We start from the raw sequence: 20,238 nt of genomic DNA on the forward strand, positions 1-20,238 counted from the left end.
CGGTCCGTTGTCATGGGTGAGGGCCGCTTCCCCCGGTAGCGTGGGGGCGAAGGGCATCAGACGCGGAAGAAGGTGGTCGAGGCGATGTTGATGAACGGTTTCGACAACGGGGTCATCCCGTTGCTCGGATACGCCATGCTGGCGCTCGCCGTCGTGGCCTTCGTGCTGGCGCTGATGGCGCGCGACGACGCCTACCGGGCGGCCGACAAGAAGACCAAGACCTTCTGGCTGGTCATCCTCGGCATCACGATCCTCGTGGACTTCTTCCTCGGGATGCTGTTCCTGCAGATCGCCGGCCTGGTGGCCTCCATCGTCTTCATGGTCGACGTTCGACCTGCCCTGAAGCAGGTGTCGGGCGGCGGTCGGCGCAGCGGCGGCAGCAGCAGCGACGGTCCGTACGGTCCGTACAACGGCGGCCGATAAGCGCTCTCGCAGGAACTCCCGGCCGGGGGTCCCGGTGGTGGGCCCGGCGCCGTGCGCCGGGCTCAGCCCTCCGCGCGGGAGAGCAGGACCACGGCGACGTCGTCGGTCAGCTCGCCGCCGTTGAGGCGCCGGGCCTCGGTGACGGAAGCCTCCAACAGGCTCTCGCCGCTCAGCCCCTGATCCAGATGCCGGTTGATCATCTCGATCATTCCGTCCTGTCCGAGCCGTTCCTTGCCCTGGCCGATCTTCCCCTCGATGAGGCCGTCGGTGTAGAGCATGAGGCTCCAGGTCCCGCCCAGCTCGACCTGGCGGCGGGGCCAGCGGGCCTTGGGGAGCAGTCCGAGCGCCGGCCCGCTGTTCTCGTACGGGAGGAGCCGCGCGGCCCGACCCGGCCTGGAGATCAGCGGTGCCGGATGACCGGCCAGGCAGAGGCCGGCGCGCCGACCGTCCGGGGCGATGTCCACGGTGCACAGCGTCGCGAAGATCTCCTCGCAGGGGCGCTCCACCTCCAGCACCTCCTGGAGCGTGGCCAACAGATCGTCCCCGCACAGTCCCGCGAGGGTCAGCGCCCGCCAGGCGATGCGCAGCTCGACACCGAGGGCGGCCTCGTCGGGGCCGTGGCCGCAGACGTCGCCGATCATCGCGTGCACGGTGCCGTCCGGGGTGCGGACCGTGTCGTAGAAGTCCCCGCCGAGCAGGGCCCGGCTGCGGCCGGGCCGGTAGCGGGCGGCGAAGCGGAGGTCGGAACCCTCCAGAAGGGGGTTCGGGAGCAGTCCGCGTTCCAGGCGGGCGTTCTCCTGGGCCCGGAGTTTCGATTCCGCGAGCTTGTACTGGGCTATGTCGGCGCGCTTTCTCTCCACGGCGTAGCGGATGGCCCGGCTCAGCAGCCGTCCGTCGAGCTCGTCGCGGAAGAGGTAGTCCTGGGCGCCCACCCGTACCGCCTCGGCGGCGTGCTCCGCGTCCGCCTCGGCGGTCAGCACCAGCACGGCGTGACGCGGGGCGAGCCGCAGGACCTCGCGGAGCGTGGCGAACCGGTCGTCGGCGGTACCGGGTCCCGGGTTGGCGAGCGACAGGTCCAGCAGGATGCAGTGCACGTCGGGAGTGAGCAGCCGGGTGGCCTCGGTGAGGTTGCGGGCGGTGCGCAGTCGTATGCGATGGCCGTCGGCGTCCAGTATCTCGGGCACGGTGAGGCCGCCCGCGGGATCGTCCTCGATGACCAGGAGGGTCAGGGACGTCTGCGCGGGTACGGGGACCGGGATGGTGGTCGGGACGTGCTCGACGGCGGTGGCCAACAGGGCCTGGCCGCCCTCCGTGGCGAGGTTCTCCCTCTGCCGCGGTATGGGTAGGGGCATCGTCTCCGGTTCCTTCCCTCCCCCCGAGGGTGCGCTCATGCGCTCGACCCTAGCGGGCCGGAACGGGGGAGCGGAATGGCGGTCCGGTGGAGGTCCCGGGGAGGGCCTCCGTCATATGCCGTTATCGCGGGGGAAATGCGGGCTGATGGGATGACCAAGCTCACGGTGGGAGGACCGAAGTCCCGGCTGCCGAGATGACCCGATGTGGGCTTCACCACGCGCACCGGGCGAAACCGACCCCCGCGGGGGTCCCCGCCAGGGGTACCCGGCCCGGAGTGGGAAGCGGAGCCCGCCCCGGGAGCCCGCCCCGGGAGCCCGCCCCGGGAGCCCGCCCCGGGAGCCCGCCCCGGGAGCCCGCTCCGGGGGCCCGGCCCGGTACCCGTCGGAAGCCCGACCCGGACCCACCGGGCCGCCGGGCACCGTGGGCCGCGCGTCACGCGCCCACGGCCCCGCCCGGATCGGGCCGGCGAGAACCCCGCCACCCCATGGACCGGCCGCTGCGCGGCTACGCGTCCGGGCGGACGACCGCCTTGATCGGCATCGAGCCCGCGCCCGCCATCGTCACGTCGCGGCCGGGTCGTGGCGCGTGGACCATGGCCCCGTCCCCGACGTACATCCCGACATGGCTCGCGTCGTCGAAGTAGATGATCAGATCGCCCGGCCGCATGTCCTTCACGGCGACCTTCCGCAGCCGCAACTGCTCCTGCGAGGTCCGCGGGATCGCCTTCCCCGCCGCCAGCCAGGCCTGTGAGGTCAGGCCCGAGCAGTCGAACGACCCCGGGCCCGTGGCGCCCCACTCGTACGGCTTGCCCACCTGGGCTGTGGCGAACTGGACCGCCCTCTTGCCCGCGTCCGTCGCCTTGCCGCTGACGTCCTTCATCGCGCCGGACGACAGCCACTGCGTCTGCGCCTTGTACTGGGCTTCCTGCTCCAGCTGGAGCAGCCGGGCCTTCTCCTCGGCCTCCAGCTTGCTCTCCAGGTCCTGCGCGGCCTTGATCTTCTCCTCGATCCGCTTCTTGGACTTCTCCCGCTCGACCCGGTTCGTCTCCAGCTTCTGCCAGACCGTGCTCGCGTCCTTCGCGTACCGCTGGAGGTCGTGCTGGGTGCGGTCGAGCTCGGTCAGCAGGTCCGTGGTGGCCTTCTCGCCCTGCCGCAGCCGGTCCTTGGAGTCCAGGAACTGGCTCGGACTGTCGCTCAGCACCAGCCGCGCGCCCGCCGGCAGTCCGCCCGAGCGGTACTGGGCGCGGGCGGCGGCGCCGGCCCGGTCCTTCAGCCCGCTGATCCGCTCGCGGCCGGCCACGATCAACTGCGCGATCTGGACGATCCGCTCCGACTGGACCTTCGTCTCGCTCTCCGCGAGGTTGTAGGCGTCCGTGGCGCTTCCGGCCTGGCGGTACAGATCCTCTATCTCCTTGCGGATCTGCTCCAGGGACTTGGCTCCCGGTTCGGGCGTGGGCGCCGCCGGCGCTCCGGGCACGGAGGGAGCGGCGGGTGCCGCGTGCGCCGTCCCCGAGAGTCCGAGGCCCGGGGCCGTCAATATCGCCATCGCGCACAACAGTGTGAGAGCGGATGCGCCCCGTCGGTGCGCTCGCTTCACGGTCCCCATGGTCCCCCCAGGTGCCCCGCGTCAGACCGATGTCATCCCACACCAGATCTGACTATTCATCAGTAACTTGGCACTGCCTTCGGGATGGTGCCACGAGTCCGTGAATTCCGACACCCTTGCGGATGCCCCCCTGATCATCACCGGCCACGTCACGCCCGCCCCTGACGACTCAACGGGCCGCTCCGGGCGCGGGTTCCCCGACACGCGAGGTTCACCCCGTCGGGCGCAACGCCTCCCAACGCACCGTCAGTTCCCCCTGCCTCCACCGCACCGGCCCGTCCGCCAGCGGCCAAGTCCCGGCCAGGGCCCGGGCCGTGCGGATCCAGCGCTGCCGCGCCCCGTACGAGGCGTACGGGGCCGCCGCCGCCCACGCCCGGTCGAAGTCGCGCAGGAACGCGTGCACCGGCTCACCCGGGACGTTCCGGTGGATCAACGCCTTCGGCAGCCGCTCGGCCAGGTCCGACGGCCGCTCCAGCGACCCCAGCCGGGTCGCGAACGTCACCGTGCGCGGCCCCTGCGGACCGAGCGCGACCCACACGTGCCGGCGCCCGATCTCGTCGCAGGTCCCCTCGACGAGCAGCCCGCCGGGGGCCAGCCGGGCGCACAGCAGCCGCCACACCTCCTCGACCCGCTCCTCGTCGTACTGGCGCAGCACGTTCGCGGCGCGGATCAGCATCGGTGCCTCGCCGCCGTCCAGGGGCACCTCGAAGCCGCCGTGCCGGAAGGTCAGGCCCTCCCGTTCGTACGGCTTGGCACCCGCCACCCGCGCCGGCTCGATCTCGATGCCGACCACCCGCACGGCGGGGGCCGCGGCGCGCAGCCGCGCCAGCAGTTCCACCGCCGTCCACGGCGCCGCCCCGTAACCCAGGTCGACCGCGACGGGAGCCGTCGCCCGCCGCAGCGCCGCCCCGTGCGTCGCCGCGATCCAGCGGTCCATGCGGCGCAGACGATTCGGGTTCGTGGTCCCGCGCGTCACGGTGCCCACGGGGCGTCTCGGGGGCGGCGGGGTGCTGCGGGAGGCCATGCACCGAGCGTATGCGGAGCGCACACCCAACATAAAAATCCGGCAAACGACCGAGGAAAACGGTGCCCCCCGGAATGCGGGGCACCGCCGTCCGGGTTGCACTGCTGGAAGAGCGCCGCCCGCGCTCCGTTCGCCATGCCGTCCGCGCGGCACCCGGTGTACGCGTCGTACGAGTCGCCCGAGTCGTCCGAGCGAGAGGAACTGCTCCCTTGAGCCAGTACGTGTCCCGCCTCGGCGGCAGCATCAGCGGTCGGATAGCCGCCGCCCGCAGCACCCGTCACGACCCGCCGCGCCTGCGCCTCCCGGCCGTCGGCCACCACCGCAAGCCGCGCCGCGTCGCCATGCTCAGCGTGCACACCTCACCGCTGCACCAGCCGGGGACCGGCGACGCGGGCGGGATGAACGTGTACATCGTCGAGCTCGCCAAGCGCCTCGCCGCGATCAACATCGAGGTCGAGATCTTCACCCGGGCCACCACCGGAGGGCTTCCGCCGGCCGTCGAGCTGGCCCCCGGCGTCCTCGTACGACACGTGGACGCGGGCCCGTACGAGGGCCTCGCCAAGGAGGAGCTGCCGGCGCAGCTGTGCGCCTTCACCCACGGTGTGATGCAGGCCTGGGCCGGGCACCGCCCCGGCTACTACGACCTCGTCCACTCCCATTACTGGCTCTCCGGCCACGTCGGCTGGCTCGCCGCCGAACGCTGGGGCGTGCCCCTCGTCCACGCCATGCACACCATGGCCAAGGTCAAGAACGCGGCGCTGGCCGAGGGCGACACGCCCGAACCGGCCGCCCGCGTCATCGGCGAGACCCAGATCGTCTCCGCCGCCGACCGGCTGATCGCGAACACCGCCGAGGAGGCGGACGAACTCGTACGGCACTACGAGGCCGACCCCGGGAAGGTGGCCGTCGTCCACCCCGGGGTGAACCTCGACCGGTTCACCGTCGGCGACGGCCGCGCCGCCGCCCGCGCCCGCCTCGGGCTGCCCCGGGAAGCCGTCATCCCCCTCTTCGCGGGCCGCATCCAGCCCCTCAAGGCCCCCGACGTCCTGCTGCGGGCCGTCGCGGAGCTGGTGGACCGGGACCCGACGCTGCGCAGGCGGCTCTTCGTCCCCGTCGTCGGCGGGCCGAGCGGCAGCGGGCTCGCCAAACCGGAGGGGCTCCAGAAGCTCGCGGCGAAACTCGGCATCGCGGACCTCGTGCACTTCCAGCCGCCGGTCGCGCAGGACCGGCTCGCGGACTGGTTCCGCGCGGCCTCCGTGCTGGTCATGCCCTCCTACAACGAGTCCTTCGGGCTCGTCGCCCTGGAGGCCCAGGCCACGGGCACGCCCGTCCTGGCCGCCGAGGTCGGCGGCCTGCCGGTGGCCGTCAACGACGGGGTCACGGGCATCCTCGTACCCGGCCACGACCCGGTGGACTACGCCCGTGAGCTGCGGCGTTTCGTGGACGACCCCGGGCTCACGGACCGGATGGGCGGCGAGGCGGCCCGGCACGCGCAGTTCTTCGGCTGGGACACCGCGGCGGCGGGCACCGCCGACGTCTACACCGCGGCCATGCATGATCATCGCCGTCGCGTACGCTCCCACCATGGCTGACACCGCCGAGATCATCGAAGCCACGCTGAACGGCGCCGAGCTGAGCTGGGAGAACCCGGACCCGGGCACGTACGTCGTCCAGCTCCCCGGCACCCGCAAGCTCTCCACGACCTGCTCGCTGCGCGTCGGCAAGCACTCCCTGTCGGTCAACGCCTTCGTCATCAGGCACCCCGACGAGAACGAGGCGGGCGTCCACCGCTGGCTGCTGGAACGCAACCTCAAGCTGTACGGGATGGCCTACGCCGTCGACCGCCTCGGCGACGTGTACCTGACGGCCCGACTGCCGCTGACCGTGGTCACCCCGGACGACCTGGACCGACTCCTGGGCACCGTCCTGGAGGCGGCGGACGGCGCCTTCAACACCCTGCTGGAACTCGGCTTCGCGAGCGCCATCCGCCGCGAGTACGAATGGCGGGTCTCCCGCGGCGAACCGACCTACAACCTCGACGCCTTCAAGCACCTGACCCGCCCGGCGGGCACCTGACCCGAGCCTTCGCGCGGAAGGCCGAGCCTTCGCGCGGAAGGCCGCGTCAGAGTTCGGCCGGGGTCGCGGCCGGCGTCCGCTCCGGCGTCGGCGCCTGGACCACCCCGGCGGGCTGGGCCGCCGGCACCTGGGCCGGGACCGGGGCCTCGACCACGGCGACCGCCGGCGCCGCCGACTCGCCGACCTCGGGCAGGTTGCGCATCAGCAGCCAGTAGCCCAGCGCCGCCACCGTGCCCAGACCGGCGGTGCCGGCCCACAGCCAGGAAGCGCCGAACCGGTCGATCGTGAACCCCGCCATCAGGGGCGCCACCAGCGAGGCCACGGCCCAGGACAACGTGTACATGCCCTGGTAGCGGCCCCGGCCGTGCAGCGGGGACAGTCGGGCGACCAGCCCCATCTGCGTCGGCGAGTTCACGATCTCGGCCAGCGTCCACACGCACACGGCCAACCCCAGGCTCCACACGGCCCCGCCGAAGGCCGTCAGCGCGAACCCGTACCCGGCCAGCAGCGCCGACAGGACCAGCAGCATCTGCGGATCCCGGTGCTCGATGAACCGGGTGACCGGGATCTGGAGCAACACGATCAGCACCCCGTTCACGGCGATGACGAGCCCGTAGTCACCCGTCGAGAATCCGGCCTCGCCCATGGCCAGCGGCAGTCCGAACGAGCCCTGCATGAAGATCAGCGAGATCAGGAACGACAGCCCGACCACACCCATGAACCGGCCGTCCCGCAGCACCGTCCCCATCCCGATCTCAGGCTCGGCCGCCGCCTTCTCCGCGGCGCTCTTCTCCGGCCGGGACTCGGGCAGCTTCACGAACACCAGCACCGCGCACACCAGGGTCAGCGCGGCCTCGCCCAGGAACCCGGCGAGGTAGCTGTACTCGGCGATGAACCCCGCCACCGTCGCGGACACGGCGAAGCCCAGGTTGATCGCCCAGTAGTTCAGCGCGAAGGCCCGGACCCGGTCCTCCGGCCGCACGAGGTCCGCCATCATCGCCTGCACCGCCGGGCGCGAGGCGTTCGAGGTCATGCCCACCAGCAGGGCCACCGCGGCAATCGCCGCCGGGTGTTCCATGAAGCCGAGCAGCGCCACCGAGAACGCCGTCGACGCCTGCGCCGCCACCAGCGTCGGCCGCCGTCCCAGCCGGTCGGTCATCACCCCCGCGACCAGCGAGGACACCACACCGCCCAGCCCGTGCAGGGCCACCACCAGACCGGCGAACGAGCCCGAGTAGCCCCGCTCCAAGGTCAGGTACAACGTCATGAACGTCGCGACGAACGCCCCGAGCCGGTTGACGAGGGTGCTCGTCCACAGCCACCAGAACGCGCGCGGAAGACCCCCCACGCTTTCCCGGGCAATCCGCGTCAAACGGCCTGTGAACATACGGATTCCCCCAGGATATGTAAGTGTCTCTACGGCTTTCCGCATGCTACGAACGTCCGTGGTGCCCCGCCAGTCAATTGACGCCGAACGTCAAACGACCCCCTCCCGAGTACCGAACGAGCGGGTCCCCGCGGCCCGTACGAAAGCCCCCCGAGCCCCCTGGACACCGCGCGCGAGCGCCCCGGGGCGTCCATTAGGCTCGTACGCATGGCCGACGCACCGTACAAGCTGATCCTCCTCCGCCACGGCGAGAGCGAGTGGAACGCGAAGAACCTGTTCACCGGCTGGGTGGACGTCAATCTCAACGAGAAGGGCGAGAAGGAGGCGGTCCGCGGCGGTGAGCTGCTCAAGGACGCCGGCCTGCTCCCCGACGTCGTGCACACCTCGCTCCAGAAGCGCGCGATCCGCACCGCGCAGATGGCGCTCGAGGCAGCCGACCGTCACTGGATCCCCGTCCACCGCTCCTGGCGCCTGAACGAGCGCCACTACGGCGCCCTCCAGGGCAAGGACAAGGCCCAGACCCTCGCCGAGTTCGGCGAGGAGCAGTTCATGCTGTGGCGCCGCTCGTACGACACCCCGCCGCCGGCCCTCCAGGACGGCACGGAGTACTCGCAGTCCGAGGACCCGCGCTACGCGACCATCCCGCCGGAGCTGCGCCCGAAGACCGAGTGCCTCAAGGACGTCGTCGTCCGCATGCTGCCGTACTGGTACGACGGCATCGTCCCGGACCTGCTCGCCGGCCGCACCGTCCTGGTCGCCGCGCACGGCAACTCGCTGCGCGCCCTGGTCAAGCACCTGGACGGCATCTCCGACGAGGACATCGCGGGCCTCAACATCCCGACCGGCATCCCGCTCGCCTACGAGCTGGACGCCGAGTTCAAGCCCCTCAACCCGGGCGGCACCTACCTCGACCCGGCCGCCGCCGCGGCCGCCATCGAGGCCGTCAAGAACCAGGGCAAGAAGAAGTAGTCCCAAGCCACGAACAGCCCCCCGTCCGCCGTTTCCCGGCGGACGGGGGGTTTCTCGTCGTACGGGCCCCCTCTTCCTCCTAAGCTCCCGCACATGAGTACGAGTTCCCCGCAGGGCAAGTCAGAGGCACCGCACTCCGTGTCCGTGGCCGGGGCGGTGCTGCGCGAGGACGGCCGGCTCCTGGCGATCCGTCGCGCGGACAGCGGGACGTGGGAACTGCCGGGCGGAGTCCTCGAACTCAGCGAGTCCCCGGAGGTCTACGCGGTCCGGCTCCCGGACGCCCTGGACGGTGCGGGCCCCCACGTCCGCAGCCATGACGGCAGGCGCCCGACGGGAACCTCCGTATGACGTCCTCGCCCGCGGCGGGAGGTGCGCCGCGAAAGTTGAGCGAGCTGCACGACGTCCACGACTTCCTGGATGAGGTACGCCTACGACCGGGCATGCACCTGCGTCCCCCCTTCCCGCTCCGGGATCTCCAATCGATCCTCTACGGGTACCGCGTCGCCACCGAGGTACACGGCGCACCAAGCATGGGGATCTTCGAGCACTTCGGCCCCTTCGGCGAATGGTTGTGGCCTCGGCTCGACATGCGGTACCCAAGCGCCCTGGGCTGGGCGGTGGAGATCGAGCGAGCAGCCGAGGCGGCGGGCACGCCGGCCGTGGAGTTGTTCTTCGAGCTCCTCGACGAGTTCCGTGCCGAGACCGGGCCCTGAGGGTTTCCCGGACCCGCTCGGCGGCGACGCTCGCGCCTTCGGCCCGCTCCGCGTGCCGTGCAAGCCCGTTCAGTGGTCGTCGAGCGCCACGGCGAACGCGTCGGGCTGTTCGCGCCGGAGGACATCACATCGGTCGTGGTAGACCAGGACGGCTTCCTGGAGGGAGCGTCCGAGGTGCTCGTGGATGGTCTTGATCGCGGAGATGGTGCGGCCCGCGAGGATCTCACTGTCGGCGATGGTCAGTGGCGCCGGGACGTTTTCCTTCATGCGGGCAAGATCGCATGCGGAAGTGGTGGAGCGCAGCCGAGATTCGGGGGTGCGGGGCCCGCCGGGCAGTCCGCCGGGCAGTCCGCGGGGCAGGGCGTCGCCCCCTGGCCTCACGGCCTGTGGCGGTCCGAGGCGGAGCGGCGGCGCAGGGAGAAGCGGGACACCTGTCCACCGGGTCGGGATCGGCCCCTTCGCGCACGAACCCTCTCACCGGGGCGACCGTGGCCACACCGGCGAACACCGAACAGCGCGAAGACCCACCAGAAGCGCGCGAAGAAGTCCACGCGTCGAACCTGGGGCACACGGGGATCCGTACATGGCATCCGAGTGAACTCGACTCCCTGCCAAGGGAGTTCGCGTGCACGAAGGACCCCGTCCGACGGGGTCGGACGGGGCCCTCGCATACGTGGATCCGGCGGGCGGGGTCAGCCGCCGCACTGGCAGGGGGCGCCGGACTGGCAGCCGCAGCCGCAGCCCGAGCCGCACCCGCAGGCCGCGAGCAACGGAAGGCGGAGCGGCTCCCGGGGCTGCGGCTGCTCGTGTTCCGGGGTGATGGGGACGGGGGAATCGGACATGGATCCTCCTCGCAGGCGGCGTGCGCACAGGTCGTCGTCGTACGGCGTGGTGCCTTCGTGCCTTCGTGCCTTCGCCTCATTCATGCCCAGCCGCACCGGCGCGTCAACGGCGCATTGGGGCTCGCCCCGACCAGACGGCACCCCGCCCCCGACTCGACGACGCCCCGCCCCCGACCCCGTCCGGCCGGTCACACGCGTCAGATGCCCTCCACCTGCGTGGGCTGCTGGAGCTCGTCCGCGTGTTCGCCCGTCACCAGGTACACGACGCGCTTCGCGACCGACACCGCGTGGTCCGCGAACCGCTCGTAGTACCGGCCCAGCAGCGTCACGTCGACGGCCGTCTCGATGCCGTGCTTCCAGCGGTCGTCCATCAGGTGCTGGAACAGCGTGCGGTGCAACTGGTCCATCTCGTCGTCGTCCTGCTCCAGTTGGAGGGCCAGGTCGACGTCCTTCGTGATGATGACCTCGGCCGCCTTCGCCATCAGGCGCTGCGCCAACTGGCCCATCTCCAGGATGGTCGCGTGCAGGTCACGCGGTACCGCCGTGTCCGGGAAGCGCAGCCGCGCCAGCTTCGCCACGTGCTGCGCCAGGTCGCCGGAGCGCTCCAGGTCGGCGCTCATCCGCAGCGAGGTCACGACGATGCGCAGGTCGGTGGCGACCGGCTGCTGCCGGGCCAGCAGGGCGATGGCCCGCGCCTCCAGGTCGTGCTGGAGGTCGTCGACCTTCTGGTCCCCGGCGATGACGCTCTCGGCCAGCTTCAGGTCGGCGTCGAGCATGGAGGTCGTGGCCCGCCCGATCGCGGAACCGACGAGCCGGGCCATCTCGACCAGGCTTTCTCCGATCGAGTCCAGTTCCTCGTGGTACGCGTCGCGCATGGTGGTCCCTCTCTCGACTGCTCGCCCGCTGATGTCGCGGACTCTTACTACTACTGCCCTATCGCTGCGTGGCTTCTTGCCTCACGTTGCCACGGTGGGCCTCGAACGCGTCCGACTCCGGCACCGCAAGTGAATCAACCCCGTCGCCAGGGTGAACTCTGGGCGACGAGTGTTCGAGCTGCCACCCGAACGGCTGTGGAAGTGTCGTTGCACCTGCTTAACCTGGGTGCATGGACGTGAACGCGGCGGTCGCCGCAGCTGCAGCGATTGCCGGTCTTTGCACCGGTGTGATCGCGATGCTGGCGTTCCGCTGGAGCGAGCGCGACCAGGCCCGCCCCACCCGGAGCTCCATGCGCCCCGACATCAACGCGGTGCTCCCGCCCGGCGTGGACACCGTGCTCTCCGTGCTCCGCTCCTCCGCCGTCGTCCTCGACGAGGGTGACGCGGTGGTCAAGGCCAGCTCGGCGGCGTACGCGCTGGGGCTGGTCCGCGGCGGCAAGCTCGCCGTGGAACCCATGCTCCACATGGCGCGCGACACCCGCCGGGACGGCGAGATACGACAGATCGAACTGGACCTGCCCCGCCGCGGCACCGGCCGCGGCGAGGCCCTCGCGGTCTCCGCCCGAGTGGCGCCGCTCGGCTCCCGCCTGGTGCTGCTGCTCGTCGAGGACCTCACCGAGGCCCGCCGCATCGAGGCGGTGCGCCGCGACTTCGTCGCGAACGTGTCGCACGAGCTGAAGACCCCCGTCGGGGCGATCTCCCTCCTCTCGGAGGCGGTCATGGACGCCTGCGACGACCCCGAGGCGGTCAGCCGCTTCGCGGGCCGGATGCAGATCGAGTCCACCCGCCTGATCAACCTCGTACAGGAGCTCATCGACCTCTCCCGGGTGCAGAACGACGAGGCCCTGGAGGACGCCGAGCCCGTGCGGGTGGACACCCTCGTGGCCGAGGCCATCGACCGCTGTCGGCACACGGCCACCTCCAAGCAGATCACCATGGCCGCCGGCGGCACCGCCGAACTGCGGGTGTGGGGACATCGGGGGCAGCTGGCGGCGGCCCTCGGAAACCTGGTGGAGAACGCCGTCAACTACAGCCCGGCCCGGACCCGCGTCGGCATCGCCGCGCGCCGGGTCACCGCGCCGGGAGGAGACTTGATCGAGATAGCCGTGACCGACCAGGGCATCGGCATCCCGGAGAAGGACCGCGAACGTGTCTTCGAGCGCTTCTACCGCGTGGACCCGGCCCGCTCCCGCGCCACGGGAGGAACCGGACTGGGTCTCGCGATCGTGAAGCACGTGGCGGCATCGCACGGCGGGGAGGTGTCGGTGTGGAGCTCCGAGGGCCAGGGCTCCACGTTCACCCTGCGCCTGCCCGAAGCGGCCGCGCAGGCCCCTGCGACGGCCCCCGCACCCGCCCGACCCCTGCTTGAAACAGAAACAGCCATCCCTGCCCCGGAGGTCCTTCCGTGACCCGAGTGCTCGTCGTCGAGGATGAGGAATCCTTCAGCGACGCCCTGTCCTACATGCTCCGCAAGGAGGGCTTCGAGGTCGCCATCGCCGCGACCGGGCCCGACGGGCTCGACGAGTTCGAGCGCAACGGCGCCGACCTCGTCCTCCTCGACCTGATGCTCCCCGGCCTGCCCGGCACCGAGGTCTGCCGGCAGCTGCGCGGCCGTTCCAACGTCCCCGTGATCATGGTGACCGCCAAGGACAGCGAGATCGACAAGGTCGTCGGGTTGGAGATAGGAGCCGATGACTACGTCACCAAGCCCTTCTCCTCGCGGGAGCTGGTCGCCCGCATCCGCGCGGTGCTGCGGCGCCGCGGCGAGCCGGAGGAGGTCACCCCGGCGGCCCTGGAGGCCGGCCCGGTACGGATGGACGTCGACCGGCACGTGGTCACGGTCTCCGGCGGCAAGGTGGACCTCCCGCTCAAGGAGTTCGACCTGTTGGAGATGCTGCTGCGCAACGCGGGCCGCGTACTGACCCGCATGCAGCTCATCGACCGGGTCTGGGGCGCCGACTACGTCGGCGACACCAAGACCCTCGACGTCCACGTCAAGCGCCTGCGCGCCAAGATCGAGCCGGACCCGGGCGCCCCGCGCTACCTGGTCACCGTGCGCGGCCTCGGCTACAAGTTCGAGCCGTAGGCCGGCGCCTCCGACCCGACCCGGGTCGGACCGCGCAACGGGAAACGGGAAGGGCCCCCGACCGCCGGAGCGGTCGGGGGCCCTTCCCGTACGTGCGTCGTGACGGCCGGGGCTCAGTGCCCGGCGCTCTGCGACGGGGAGCCCGAGGGCTTGCCCGAGGTCGCGCCCGACGGGGTGCCCGCGGCGGACCCGGAGGGGCCACCGGACGGGGTGCCCGAGGGGGATCCGGAGACGGTACCGGACGGGGAGGCCGACGGGCTCGGCGCGGCGGCCGGGGCCACGGTCGGGCCGTAGCCCGCGTACATGCCCGCGGCCGGGACGACGAAGGCGTCCAGCGCCACGTCGCCGGTGCTGCTGAGCTGGAAGGTGACCTTCTGGACGTTTCCGTCCTCGACGGCCTCGCGGCCGCCCACGACCACGGCGGAGGCGTTGCCCGTGCCGCCCAGGACGACGGAGCCGCCGGCAGGCACGGTGATCTTGCCCGCGCCCTCGGCGTTCTTCAGGACGACCTTGCTCTTGCCACCCGCGAGGGTGATGCCGTCAAGGGTCTGCGCCTGGGTGCCGGTGTTGAAGACCGTCGCCGAGACGGCCGCCGGGCCCTTCTTGTCCTGCTCGCTCTGGGTGATCACCAGGGCGTTCTGGATCTTGATGTCGCCCTTGGTGATGGCGGCGTTGTCCGGCTTGATCTCGAGGGTCTGGGCGTTGTTGCCCGCTCCGCATGCGGCGAGCGCAGCGATCGAGAAGACGACGGCGGTAGCGGCGAGGGCGCCGCGTCGAAGGCTGCGGCTCACGGCGGCGGCAACTCCTTGGACGTTCGGACGGAGGGTGGACGCCCCCAGCCAGTGCGCTGGGAGGTTCCCCCTGGGGCGGCTGAGGGAAGCCGCCCTAAGGGTGTGTCAGCGCGCTTAGGTTACCGAGCCGCCGCCCCGCCCCCGCACCCGACCCTCCGCAGCGCGCCGGCCGCCCTGCGCCGGTTCCGCGATCACCCCGCGATCTTCGGGGGATCCGCCCGTGATCTCGCATTCCCCATATCGCGCGCCGGCCGTTCGATGATCAATTCCGGGATTCCTTCGAACACCCCTCGATGATCAATTCGGGATTGGGCCGGAACCGCCCCGTACGCCAGCCCGCCAGTCGAACGGAGTAGTCGGGTTTTCGGTTACCGAAACGGGCAAAACGGGATGTACGTCACACTGGACGGGGCGTCTGTCAGGTGTAACGTGGCCGTTTCTCCTGGTCCGCACAGCGCCTCCGACCTGCGAATACCCCCTTCCGGAAGTCCTTCGCAGCACGTTCGCCTCGCTGTTGTCAAGCCCCGAGATGTGCCCTGACCTGCGAAAACGCCATTCATAACAGTCCGTTCTCGTGTTACCCTGGATAGCCACGGAAGGGGTACCTGTCACATGACGTTCAAGGTTGGCGACACCGTGGTCTATCCCCATCACGGGGCCGCGCTGATCGAGGCCATTGAGACTCGTCAGATCAAAGGCGTGGACAAGACCTACTTGGTGCTCAAGGTCGCCCAGGGCGACCTGACGGTTCGTGTGCCTGCGGACAATGCGGAGTTCGTCGGTGTTCGCGACGTAGTCGGCCAGGACGGGCTGGACCGGGTCTTCGAGGTGCTTCGCGCACCGTATGCCGAAGAGCCGACGAACTGGTCCCGGCGCTACAAGGCAAATCTGGAGAAGCTCGCTTCTGGCGATGTCATCAAGGTCGCCGAAGTCGTGCGTGACCTGTGGCGTCGTGAGCGTGAGCGCGGGCTTTCCGCGGGTGAGAAGCGCATGCTCGCCAAGGCGCGCCAGATCCTGGTGAGTGAACTCGCGCTCGCCGAGAACACCAACGAGGACAAGGCCGAGGCTCTCCTCGACGAGGTTCTCGCGTCCTGACGCGAACACCGGTCTTACACGACCGGTCGTACACAGTCGTGCCGCGGTGCCCGATGACAAGGAAACTTGTCGCCGGGCGCTGCGGCATGTCTGTACCCATGCTTGTGCGTACTGCCTGCGCTGCTTGTTCCACGGAACGCGCTCCGCGGTGCCCACCCTGCTGGTTTTCACACTGTGGTGCAACCCTCACCGAGGTGCGGATCTCACTGGCGTGCCGGGTCCGGGCAGCCGGCTCGACCGGTCGTCACGGAAGGGGCGAGGGCGTCGCACCCGGCACCCTTGAGGCCATACCCATGTCGGCCGAAGTCACAAACCTGGCTCGGAGCTACTGATGTCTGACGAAACGCGTACCCCCCGCACCGCCGCCGTGATCCCGGCGGCCGGGCGCGGGCTGCGCCTCGGCCCCGGCGCCCCCAAGGCGCTGCGGACCCTCGGCGGGATCCCCATGCTGATCCACGCCGTCCGCGCGATGGCCCGCTCCCGCGCGGTCTCCCTCGTCGTGGTCGTCGCCCCGCCCGACGACGCGCCCGAGGTGCGCCGCATGCTCGACGAGCACGCGCTGCCCGAGCGGACCGAGGTCCTCGTGGTGCCCGGCGGCGCGACCCGCCAGGAGTCCGTGCGCGCCGGGCTCGACGCCCTGCCGGCCGACGTCTGCGCCGTGCTGATCCACGACGCGGCCCGGCCGCTGGTACCCGTGGACACCGTCGACTCCGTCGTGGAGGCCGTCCGTCAGGGTGCCCCCGCCGTGGTGCCGGCGCTGCCGTTGGCCGACACCGTCAAGGAGGTCGAGCCCGGGAAGCCCGGCGAGCCCGAGCCGGTGGTCGCCACGCCCGACCGGGCCCGACTGCGCGCCGTGCAGACCCCGCAGGGCTTCGACCTCGCCACTCTCGTACGGGCCCACGAGCGGGTCGCCGTACGGGGCGAGGGCGCGACCGACGACGCCGGCATGGTGGAACAACTGGGCGTCACCGTCGTGGTGGTGCCCGGCCACGAAGAGGCCTTCAAGGTCACCCGTCCGCTCGACCTGGTCCTCGCCGAGGCCGTACTCGCCCGCAGGAGGGCCACCGATGCCTACTAGTCCCTTGATCCCGCAGGTCGGCATCGGCACCGACGTGCACGCCTTCGAGACCGGCCGCGAACTGTGGTGCGCGGGCCTGCTGTGGGACGGGGAGGACGGCCTCGCCGGTCACTCCGACGGCGACGTCGCCGCCCACGCGGCCTGTGACGCCCTCTTCTCGGCCGCCGGTGTCGGCGACCTCGGCGCGCACTTCGGTACCTCCCGCCCCGAGTGGTCCGGCGCCGCCGGCGTCGTCCTGCTGGCGGAGGCCGCCCGGATCGTACGGGCCGAGGGCTTCGAGATCGGCAACATCGCGATCCAGGTGATCGGCGTCCGCCCGAAGATCGGCAGGCGGCGCGAAGAGGCACAGAAGGCGCTCGCCGCCGCCGCGGGCGCCCCTGTCGCCGTGTCCGGAACCACGACCGACGGCTTGGGCCTGACCGGCCGGGCCGAGGGCCTCGCCGCCATCGCCACGGCCCTCGTCTACCGGACGAACACCGGGAAATCGCCCGAGTGAGAGCGTTCGCGCCGGGTCTCGCGCCACAAACGTCACCCCGCGTCCCCAAAGGGTCGCGGGGCACTGCTACGCGCGCACTACCCTGGATGCCGTGACTATTCGCCTGTACGACACCAGCGCCCGGCAGATCCGTGACTTCACCCCCCTCACGCCGGGCTGTGTCTCGATCTACCTCTGTGGCGCCACGGTGCAGGCCGCCCCGCACATCGGGCACGTCCGTTCGTACCTGAACTTCGACATCATGCGCCGCTGGTTCGCCTACCGCGGCCTCGACGTCACCTTCATCCGCAACGTCACCGACATCGACGACAAGATCATCGCGAAGGCCGAGACGCAGGGCCGCCCCTGGTGGTCGATCGGCTACGAGAACGAGCGCGCCTTCAACGACGGCTACGACGCGCTGGGCTGCCTCCCGCCCACGTACGAGCCCCGCGCCACCGGTCACGTGCCGGAGATGATCGAGATGATGCGCACGCTCATCGAGCGCGGTCACGCCTACGAGGCGGACGGCAACGTCTACTTCGACGTGCGTTCCTTCCCCGGCTACCTGGAACTCTCCAACCAGAACATCGACGACCTGCGCCAGCCCTCCGAGAAGGGCATCACGGGCAAGCGGGACCCCCGCGACTTCGCGATGTGGAAGGCCACCAAGCCCGGCGAGCCCGACTGGGAGACGCCCTGGGGCCGCGGTCGTCCCGGCTGGCACCTCGAATGCTCCGCCATGGCGCACAAGTACCTCGGCAGTGCCTTCGACATCCACGGCGGCGGGCTCGACCTGATCTTCCCGCACCACGAGAACGAGATCGCCCAGGCCAAGGCCTACGGCGACGAGTTCGCGAAGTACTGGGTGCACAACGCCTGGGTCACCATGTCCGGCGAGAAGATGTCCAAGTCCCTCGGGAACTCGGTCCTCGTCTCCGAGATGCTCAAGCAGTGGCGCCCGATCGTCCTGCGCTACTACCTCGGCACCCCCCACTACCGCTCGATGATCGAGTACAGCGAGGAGTCGCTGCGCGAGGCGGAGTCGGCCTTCGCGCGCATCGAGGGCTTCTACCAGCGCGTCATCGAGAAGGCCGGCGGCCCCGTGGAGCCCGCCGCGGAGGTCCCGCTCGCCTTCGCCGAGGTCATGGACGACGACCTCGGCGTCCCGCAGGCGCTCGCCATCGTCCACACCGCGGTCCGCCAGGGCAACAGCGCCCTGGCCGCCGACGACAAGGACGCGGCCATCGCGCGCCTGTCCGAGGTGCGGGCCATGCTGGGCATCCTCGGCCTGGACCCGCTCGACCCGCACTGGGCGGGCGAGACCGACCGGGGCGAGGACCTGCACGGCGCCGTGGACACGCTCGTACGCCTCGTCCTGGAGCAGCGCGAGTCCGCCCGCGGCCGCAAGGACTGGGCGACCGCCGACACCATCCGCGACCAGCTCCAGCAATCCGGCCTGGTCATCGAGGACAGCCCCACGGGACCCCGTTGGACGCTCGGCCCCCGCTGAGCCCACCGGAGCAGTACCACCGGAGCAGTCCGACTGTGCCGCCCGGCCCCCCGGGCGGCACACTCTTCATACGTACATACCGCAGCACCAACGAAATCAGGTAGAAGTCATGGCCGGGAACAGCCAGCGCAGGAACCGTCGCACGTCCAACAAGAAGGGCGCGACGGTCGGCAGCGGTGGCCAGCGGCGCAGGGGCCTGGAGGGCAAGGGCCCCACGCCCAAGGCCGAGGACCGCAAGAAGCACAAGGCGAACCGCATCAGCAACGCGATGGCCCGGCAGGCGGCCAAGCGCCGCCCGGCCCCGCGCCGCGGCGGTCCCAAGGGCACGAGCGAGATGGTCGTCGGCCGCAACCCGGTCTTCGAGGCGCTGCGTGACGGTGTTCCCGCCACGACCCTGTACGTCCAGCAGTTCATCGAGAACGACGAGCGCGTCCGCGAGGCCCTCCAGCTCGCGGCCGAGCGCGGCAACATCCACCTGATGGAAGCCCCGCGCCCCGAGCTCGACCGGATGACCAACGGGCTCAACCACCAGGGCATGGTGCTCCAGGTCCCGCCGTACGAGTACGCGCACCCGGAGGACCTCACCGCCGCCGCCTACGACAACGGCGAGGACCCGCTGATCGTCGCCCTCGACGGCGTCACGGACCCGCGCAACCTCGGTGCGATCGTCCGCTCCGTCTCCGCCTTCGGCGGCCACGGCGTGGTCATCCCCGAGCGCCGCGCCGCCGGCATGACCGCCGGTGCCTGGAAGACCTCGGCCGGCACGGCCGCCCGTACCCCCGTCGCCCGCGTCACCAACCTGACGCGCGCCCTCCAGGAGTACAAGAAGGCCGGCATGACCATCGTCGGCCTCGCCGCCGAGGGCACCCACACGGTGAACGACCTGGAGGCGCTCGTCGGTCCCGTCGTCATCGTGGTCGGTTCCGAGGGCAAGGGCCTGGGCCGTCTGGTCGGCGAGAACTGCGACCACCTGGTCCGGATTCCGATGCCCGGTGGCGCCGAGTCCCTCAACGCCGGTGTGGCCGCGGGCGTCGTCCTGTACGAGGCCGCACGCCGCCGCGCCGAGGCCCCCCGCCTCTGATCCGCGCCCGATCGCCCGACCCGGTCCGCACCCCAGTCACGTACTCGGGTCCCTGCTCCGGTCCGTCGGAGGGCCGCCCCCGGAGGCGGCTTCCGGCGGACCGGGGCAAGGGGCACCGGTACGGGGTCAGTTCCCCAGGCCCGCCAGGCGGGCGCGCAGCAGGGCCGCCATGGTGAAGGCGTCCGTGATCCGGCCGTCCGCGACCATCGCCTCCGCCTCGTCGAACGGCACCGTCAGCGCACTGCGGATGCCTTCCCCGTGCGCCGGCTCGCCCATCCCGTCGATCCGTGCCGCGTACAGCAGCACCCGGTCGCCGAGCAACCCCGTGTCGGGGTGCAGCACGCCCAGCGGGATCAGCTCCCGCAGCGCCGCCCCGATCTCCTCGCGCAGCTCCTTGGCCGCGTTCGCCGGATCGTCCAGACCGCCGGTACCGAAGCCGCGGGGCAGTTCCCAGTGCCAGGACCGGGTGGCGTGCCGGAAGTGCTCGATCAGCACCACCTCGCCGTCCAGCAGCGGCAACACCACGCACCCCGGCTCGGCCGTCGTCCCGATCGACCGGATGTACGTGCCTTCGCGACCGTCCGGGAAGCGCACCGGGTCGCGCAGCAGCGTCAGGTACCGGTCCCGGTAGAGGACCCCGCCCGCCGCCGCGACGGCCGCCGGGTCGGTCAGGATCTCGATCCCGTCCGGCAGGTTGCGGAACAGCTCGGGCCGCGCCGCGCGCAGGGCCTCGTACTCGTCGACTCCGGTCATGGGCGTCCCCCGTCGTATCGTCTCGGCCCGTTCGGCCGG

General features: G+C 71.3%; 22 protein-coding genes. 13 read left to right on the forward strand and 9 right to left on the reverse strand.

The features are described from left to right. Nucleotides 1-84: 84 nt before the first annotated feature. Nucleotides 85-423, forward strand: coding sequence for a DUF2516 family protein (locus OHA84_RS20085; protein ID WP_053680866.1), 339 nt, complete (start codon nt 85-87; stop codon nt 421-423). A gap of 62 nt (nt 424-485) precedes the next feature. Here OHA84_RS20085 and OHA84_RS20090 read toward each other — a convergent pair whose 3' ends face one another. The 3 genes from OHA84_RS20090 to OHA84_RS20100 form a co-directional block, all read right to left on the reverse strand. Then, a complete protein-coding gene (locus OHA84_RS20090) occupies nt 486-1,775 on the reverse strand; it encodes a PP2C family protein-serine/threonine phosphatase (protein WP_053680812.1) in 1,290 nt (429 codons plus the stop codon). A 505-nt stretch (nt 1,776-2,280) separates the two neighbouring features. Continuing rightward, a complete protein-coding gene (locus OHA84_RS20095) occupies nt 2,281-3,381 on the reverse strand; it encodes an NlpC/P60 family protein (RefSeq protein ID WP_371591428.1) in 1,101 nt (366 codons plus the stop codon). A gap of 211 nt (nt 3,382-3,592) precedes the next feature. Further along, the gene (locus OHA84_RS20100) at nt 3,593-4,405 is read right to left on the reverse strand and encodes a class I SAM-dependent methyltransferase (protein ID WP_266970420.1); all 813 of its coding nucleotides are present in this window, start codon (nt 4,403-4,405) and stop codon (nt 3,593-3,595) included. Between the two features lie 209 nt (nt 4,406-4,614). On the opposite strand from OHA84_RS20100, the gene mshA reads away from it, so the two are divergent. Both mshA and OHA84_RS20110 read left to right on the forward strand, forming a co-directional pair. Continuing rightward, entirely contained in the window at nt 4,615-5,997 is a 1,383-nt protein-coding gene (mshA, locus tag OHA84_RS20105) for a D-inositol-3-phosphate glycosyltransferase (RefSeq protein ID WP_053680819.1), read from the forward strand. Further along, nucleotides 5,990-6,481, forward strand: coding sequence for a YbjN domain-containing protein (locus OHA84_RS20110; protein WP_053680868.1), 492 nt, complete (start codon nt 5,990-5,992; stop codon nt 6,479-6,481). The genes mshA and OHA84_RS20110 overlap by 8 nt, the downstream gene beginning before the upstream one ends. Before the next feature lie 46 nt (nt 6,482-6,527). Here OHA84_RS20110 and OHA84_RS20115 read toward each other — a convergent pair whose 3' ends face one another. Beyond that, on the reverse strand, nt 6,528-7,868 hold the full coding sequence (locus OHA84_RS20115) for an MFS transporter (protein ID WP_266970417.1): 1,341 nt from the start codon (nt 7,866-7,868) through the stop codon (nt 6,528-6,530). Between the two features lie 207 nt (nt 7,869-8,075). Here OHA84_RS20115 and OHA84_RS20120 point away from each other — a divergent pair, with 207 nt between their 5' ends. The 3 genes from OHA84_RS20120 (at nt 8,076) to OHA84_RS20130 (ending at nt 9,550) form a co-directional block, all read left to right on the forward strand. Then, entirely contained in the window at nt 8,076-8,837 is a 762-nt protein-coding gene (locus OHA84_RS20120; RefSeq protein ID WP_053680821.1) for a phosphoglyceromutase, read from the forward strand. A gap of 93 nt (nt 8,838-8,930) precedes the next feature. Continuing rightward, nucleotides 8,931-9,185: an NUDIX domain-containing protein gene (locus OHA84_RS20125; protein ID WP_266970414.1), complete on the forward strand. Its 255-nt coding sequence runs from the start codon at nt 8,931-8,933 to the stop codon at nt 9,183-9,185. A gap of 35 nt (nt 9,186-9,220) precedes the next feature. Further along, the gene (locus OHA84_RS20130; RefSeq protein WP_159041497.1) at nt 9,221-9,550 is read left to right on the forward strand and encodes a hypothetical protein; all 330 of its coding nucleotides are present in this window, start codon (nt 9,221-9,223) and stop codon (nt 9,548-9,550) included. Nucleotides 9,551-9,619: 69 nt separating this feature from the next. Here the strand turns inward: OHA84_RS20130 and OHA84_RS20135 are convergent, their stop codons facing one another. The 3 genes from OHA84_RS20135 to phoU all read right to left on the reverse strand — a co-directional run bounded on the left by OHA84_RS20135 (nt 9,620) and on the right by phoU (nt 11,267). Further along, nucleotides 9,620-9,817: a hypothetical protein gene (locus OHA84_RS20135; RefSeq protein WP_053680826.1), complete on the reverse strand. Its 198-nt coding sequence runs from the start codon at nt 9,815-9,817 to the stop codon at nt 9,620-9,622. A gap of 425 nt (nt 9,818-10,242) precedes the next feature. After that, on the reverse strand, nt 10,243-10,392 hold the full coding sequence (locus OHA84_RS20140; RefSeq protein ID WP_199826583.1) for a hypothetical protein: 150 nt from the start codon (nt 10,390-10,392) through the stop codon (nt 10,243-10,245). Nucleotides 10,393-10,589: 197 nt separating this feature from the next. Beyond that, nucleotides 10,590-11,267 carry a phosphate signaling complex protein PhoU gene (gene phoU, locus OHA84_RS20145; RefSeq protein WP_053680829.1) on the reverse strand — a complete coding sequence of 226 codons (678 nt, stop codon included), beginning with the start codon at nt 11,265-11,267 and terminating at the stop codon, nt 10,590-10,592. Between the two features lie 230 nt (nt 11,268-11,497). Here phoU and OHA84_RS20150 point away from each other — a divergent pair, with 230 nt between their 5' ends. Together OHA84_RS20150 and OHA84_RS20155 are read left to right on the forward strand one after the other, a co-directional pair. Further along, entirely contained in the window at nt 11,498-12,736 is a 1,239-nt protein-coding gene (locus OHA84_RS20150) for a cell wall metabolism sensor histidine kinase WalK (RefSeq protein ID WP_053680830.1), read from the forward strand. Beyond that, nucleotides 12,733-13,413 (forward strand): response regulator transcription factor, encoded by a 681-nt coding sequence (locus OHA84_RS20155; protein ID WP_030009598.1) that lies wholly within the window; start codon nt 12,733-12,735, stop codon nt 13,411-13,413. Before OHA84_RS20150 ends, OHA84_RS20155 begins: the two co-directional genes overlap by 4 nt. 113 nt (nt 13,414-13,526) lie before the next feature. Here the strand turns inward: OHA84_RS20155 and OHA84_RS20160 are convergent, their stop codons facing one another. Continuing rightward, the gene (locus OHA84_RS20160) at nt 13,527-14,204 is read right to left on the reverse strand and encodes a hypothetical protein (RefSeq protein ID WP_053680832.1); all 678 of its coding nucleotides are present in this window, start codon (nt 14,202-14,204) and stop codon (nt 13,527-13,529) included. Nucleotides 14,205-14,816: 612 nt separating this feature from the next. Between OHA84_RS20160 and OHA84_RS20165 the strand changes: the two genes are divergently transcribed. The 5 genes from OHA84_RS20165 (at nt 14,817) to rlmB (ending at nt 19,446) form a co-directional block, all read left to right on the forward strand. Further along, complete coding sequence (locus tag OHA84_RS20165; protein ID WP_003953493.1) at nt 14,817-15,299, forward strand: CarD family transcriptional regulator; 483 nt, start codon at nt 14,817-14,819, stop codon at nt 15,297-15,299. 331 nt (nt 15,300-15,630) lie between these two features. After that, nucleotides 15,631-16,377, forward strand: a complete 747-nt coding sequence (gene ispD / locus OHA84_RS20170; RefSeq protein WP_053680834.1) for a 2-C-methyl-D-erythritol 4-phosphate cytidylyltransferase — start codon at nt 15,631-15,633, stop codon at nt 16,375-16,377. Further along, the gene (ispF, locus tag OHA84_RS20175; RefSeq protein WP_053680836.1) at nt 16,367-16,873 is read left to right on the forward strand and encodes a 2-C-methyl-D-erythritol 2,4-cyclodiphosphate synthase; all 507 of its coding nucleotides are present in this window, start codon (nt 16,367-16,369) and stop codon (nt 16,871-16,873) included. The genes ispD and ispF overlap by 11 nt, the downstream gene beginning before the upstream one ends. 91 nt (nt 16,874-16,964) lie before the next feature. Then, nucleotides 16,965-18,365: a cysteine--tRNA ligase gene (gene cysS / locus OHA84_RS20180; RefSeq protein ID WP_053680837.1), complete on the forward strand. Its 1,401-nt coding sequence runs from the start codon at nt 16,965-16,967 to the stop codon at nt 18,363-18,365. A 109-nt stretch (nt 18,366-18,474) separates the two neighbouring features. Then, nucleotides 18,475-19,446 carry a 23S rRNA (guanosine(2251)-2'-O)-methyltransferase RlmB gene (rlmB, locus tag OHA84_RS20185; RefSeq protein ID WP_053680839.1) on the forward strand — a complete coding sequence of 324 codons (972 nt, stop codon included), beginning with the start codon at nt 18,475-18,477 and terminating at the stop codon, nt 19,444-19,446. Nucleotides 19,447-19,572: 126 nt separating this feature from the next. Here rlmB and OHA84_RS20190 read toward each other — a convergent pair whose 3' ends face one another. Beyond that, nucleotides 19,573-20,199: an NUDIX hydrolase gene (locus OHA84_RS20190; protein ID WP_053680841.1), complete on the reverse strand. Its 627-nt coding sequence runs from the start codon at nt 20,197-20,199 to the stop codon at nt 19,573-19,575. Between the last annotated feature and the right edge of the window lie 39 nt (nt 20,200-20,238).

This window comes from Streptomyces sp. NBC_00513 (assembly GCF_041431415.1).
Lineage (GTDB): Bacteria > Actinomycetota > Actinomycetes > Streptomycetales > Streptomycetaceae > Streptomyces.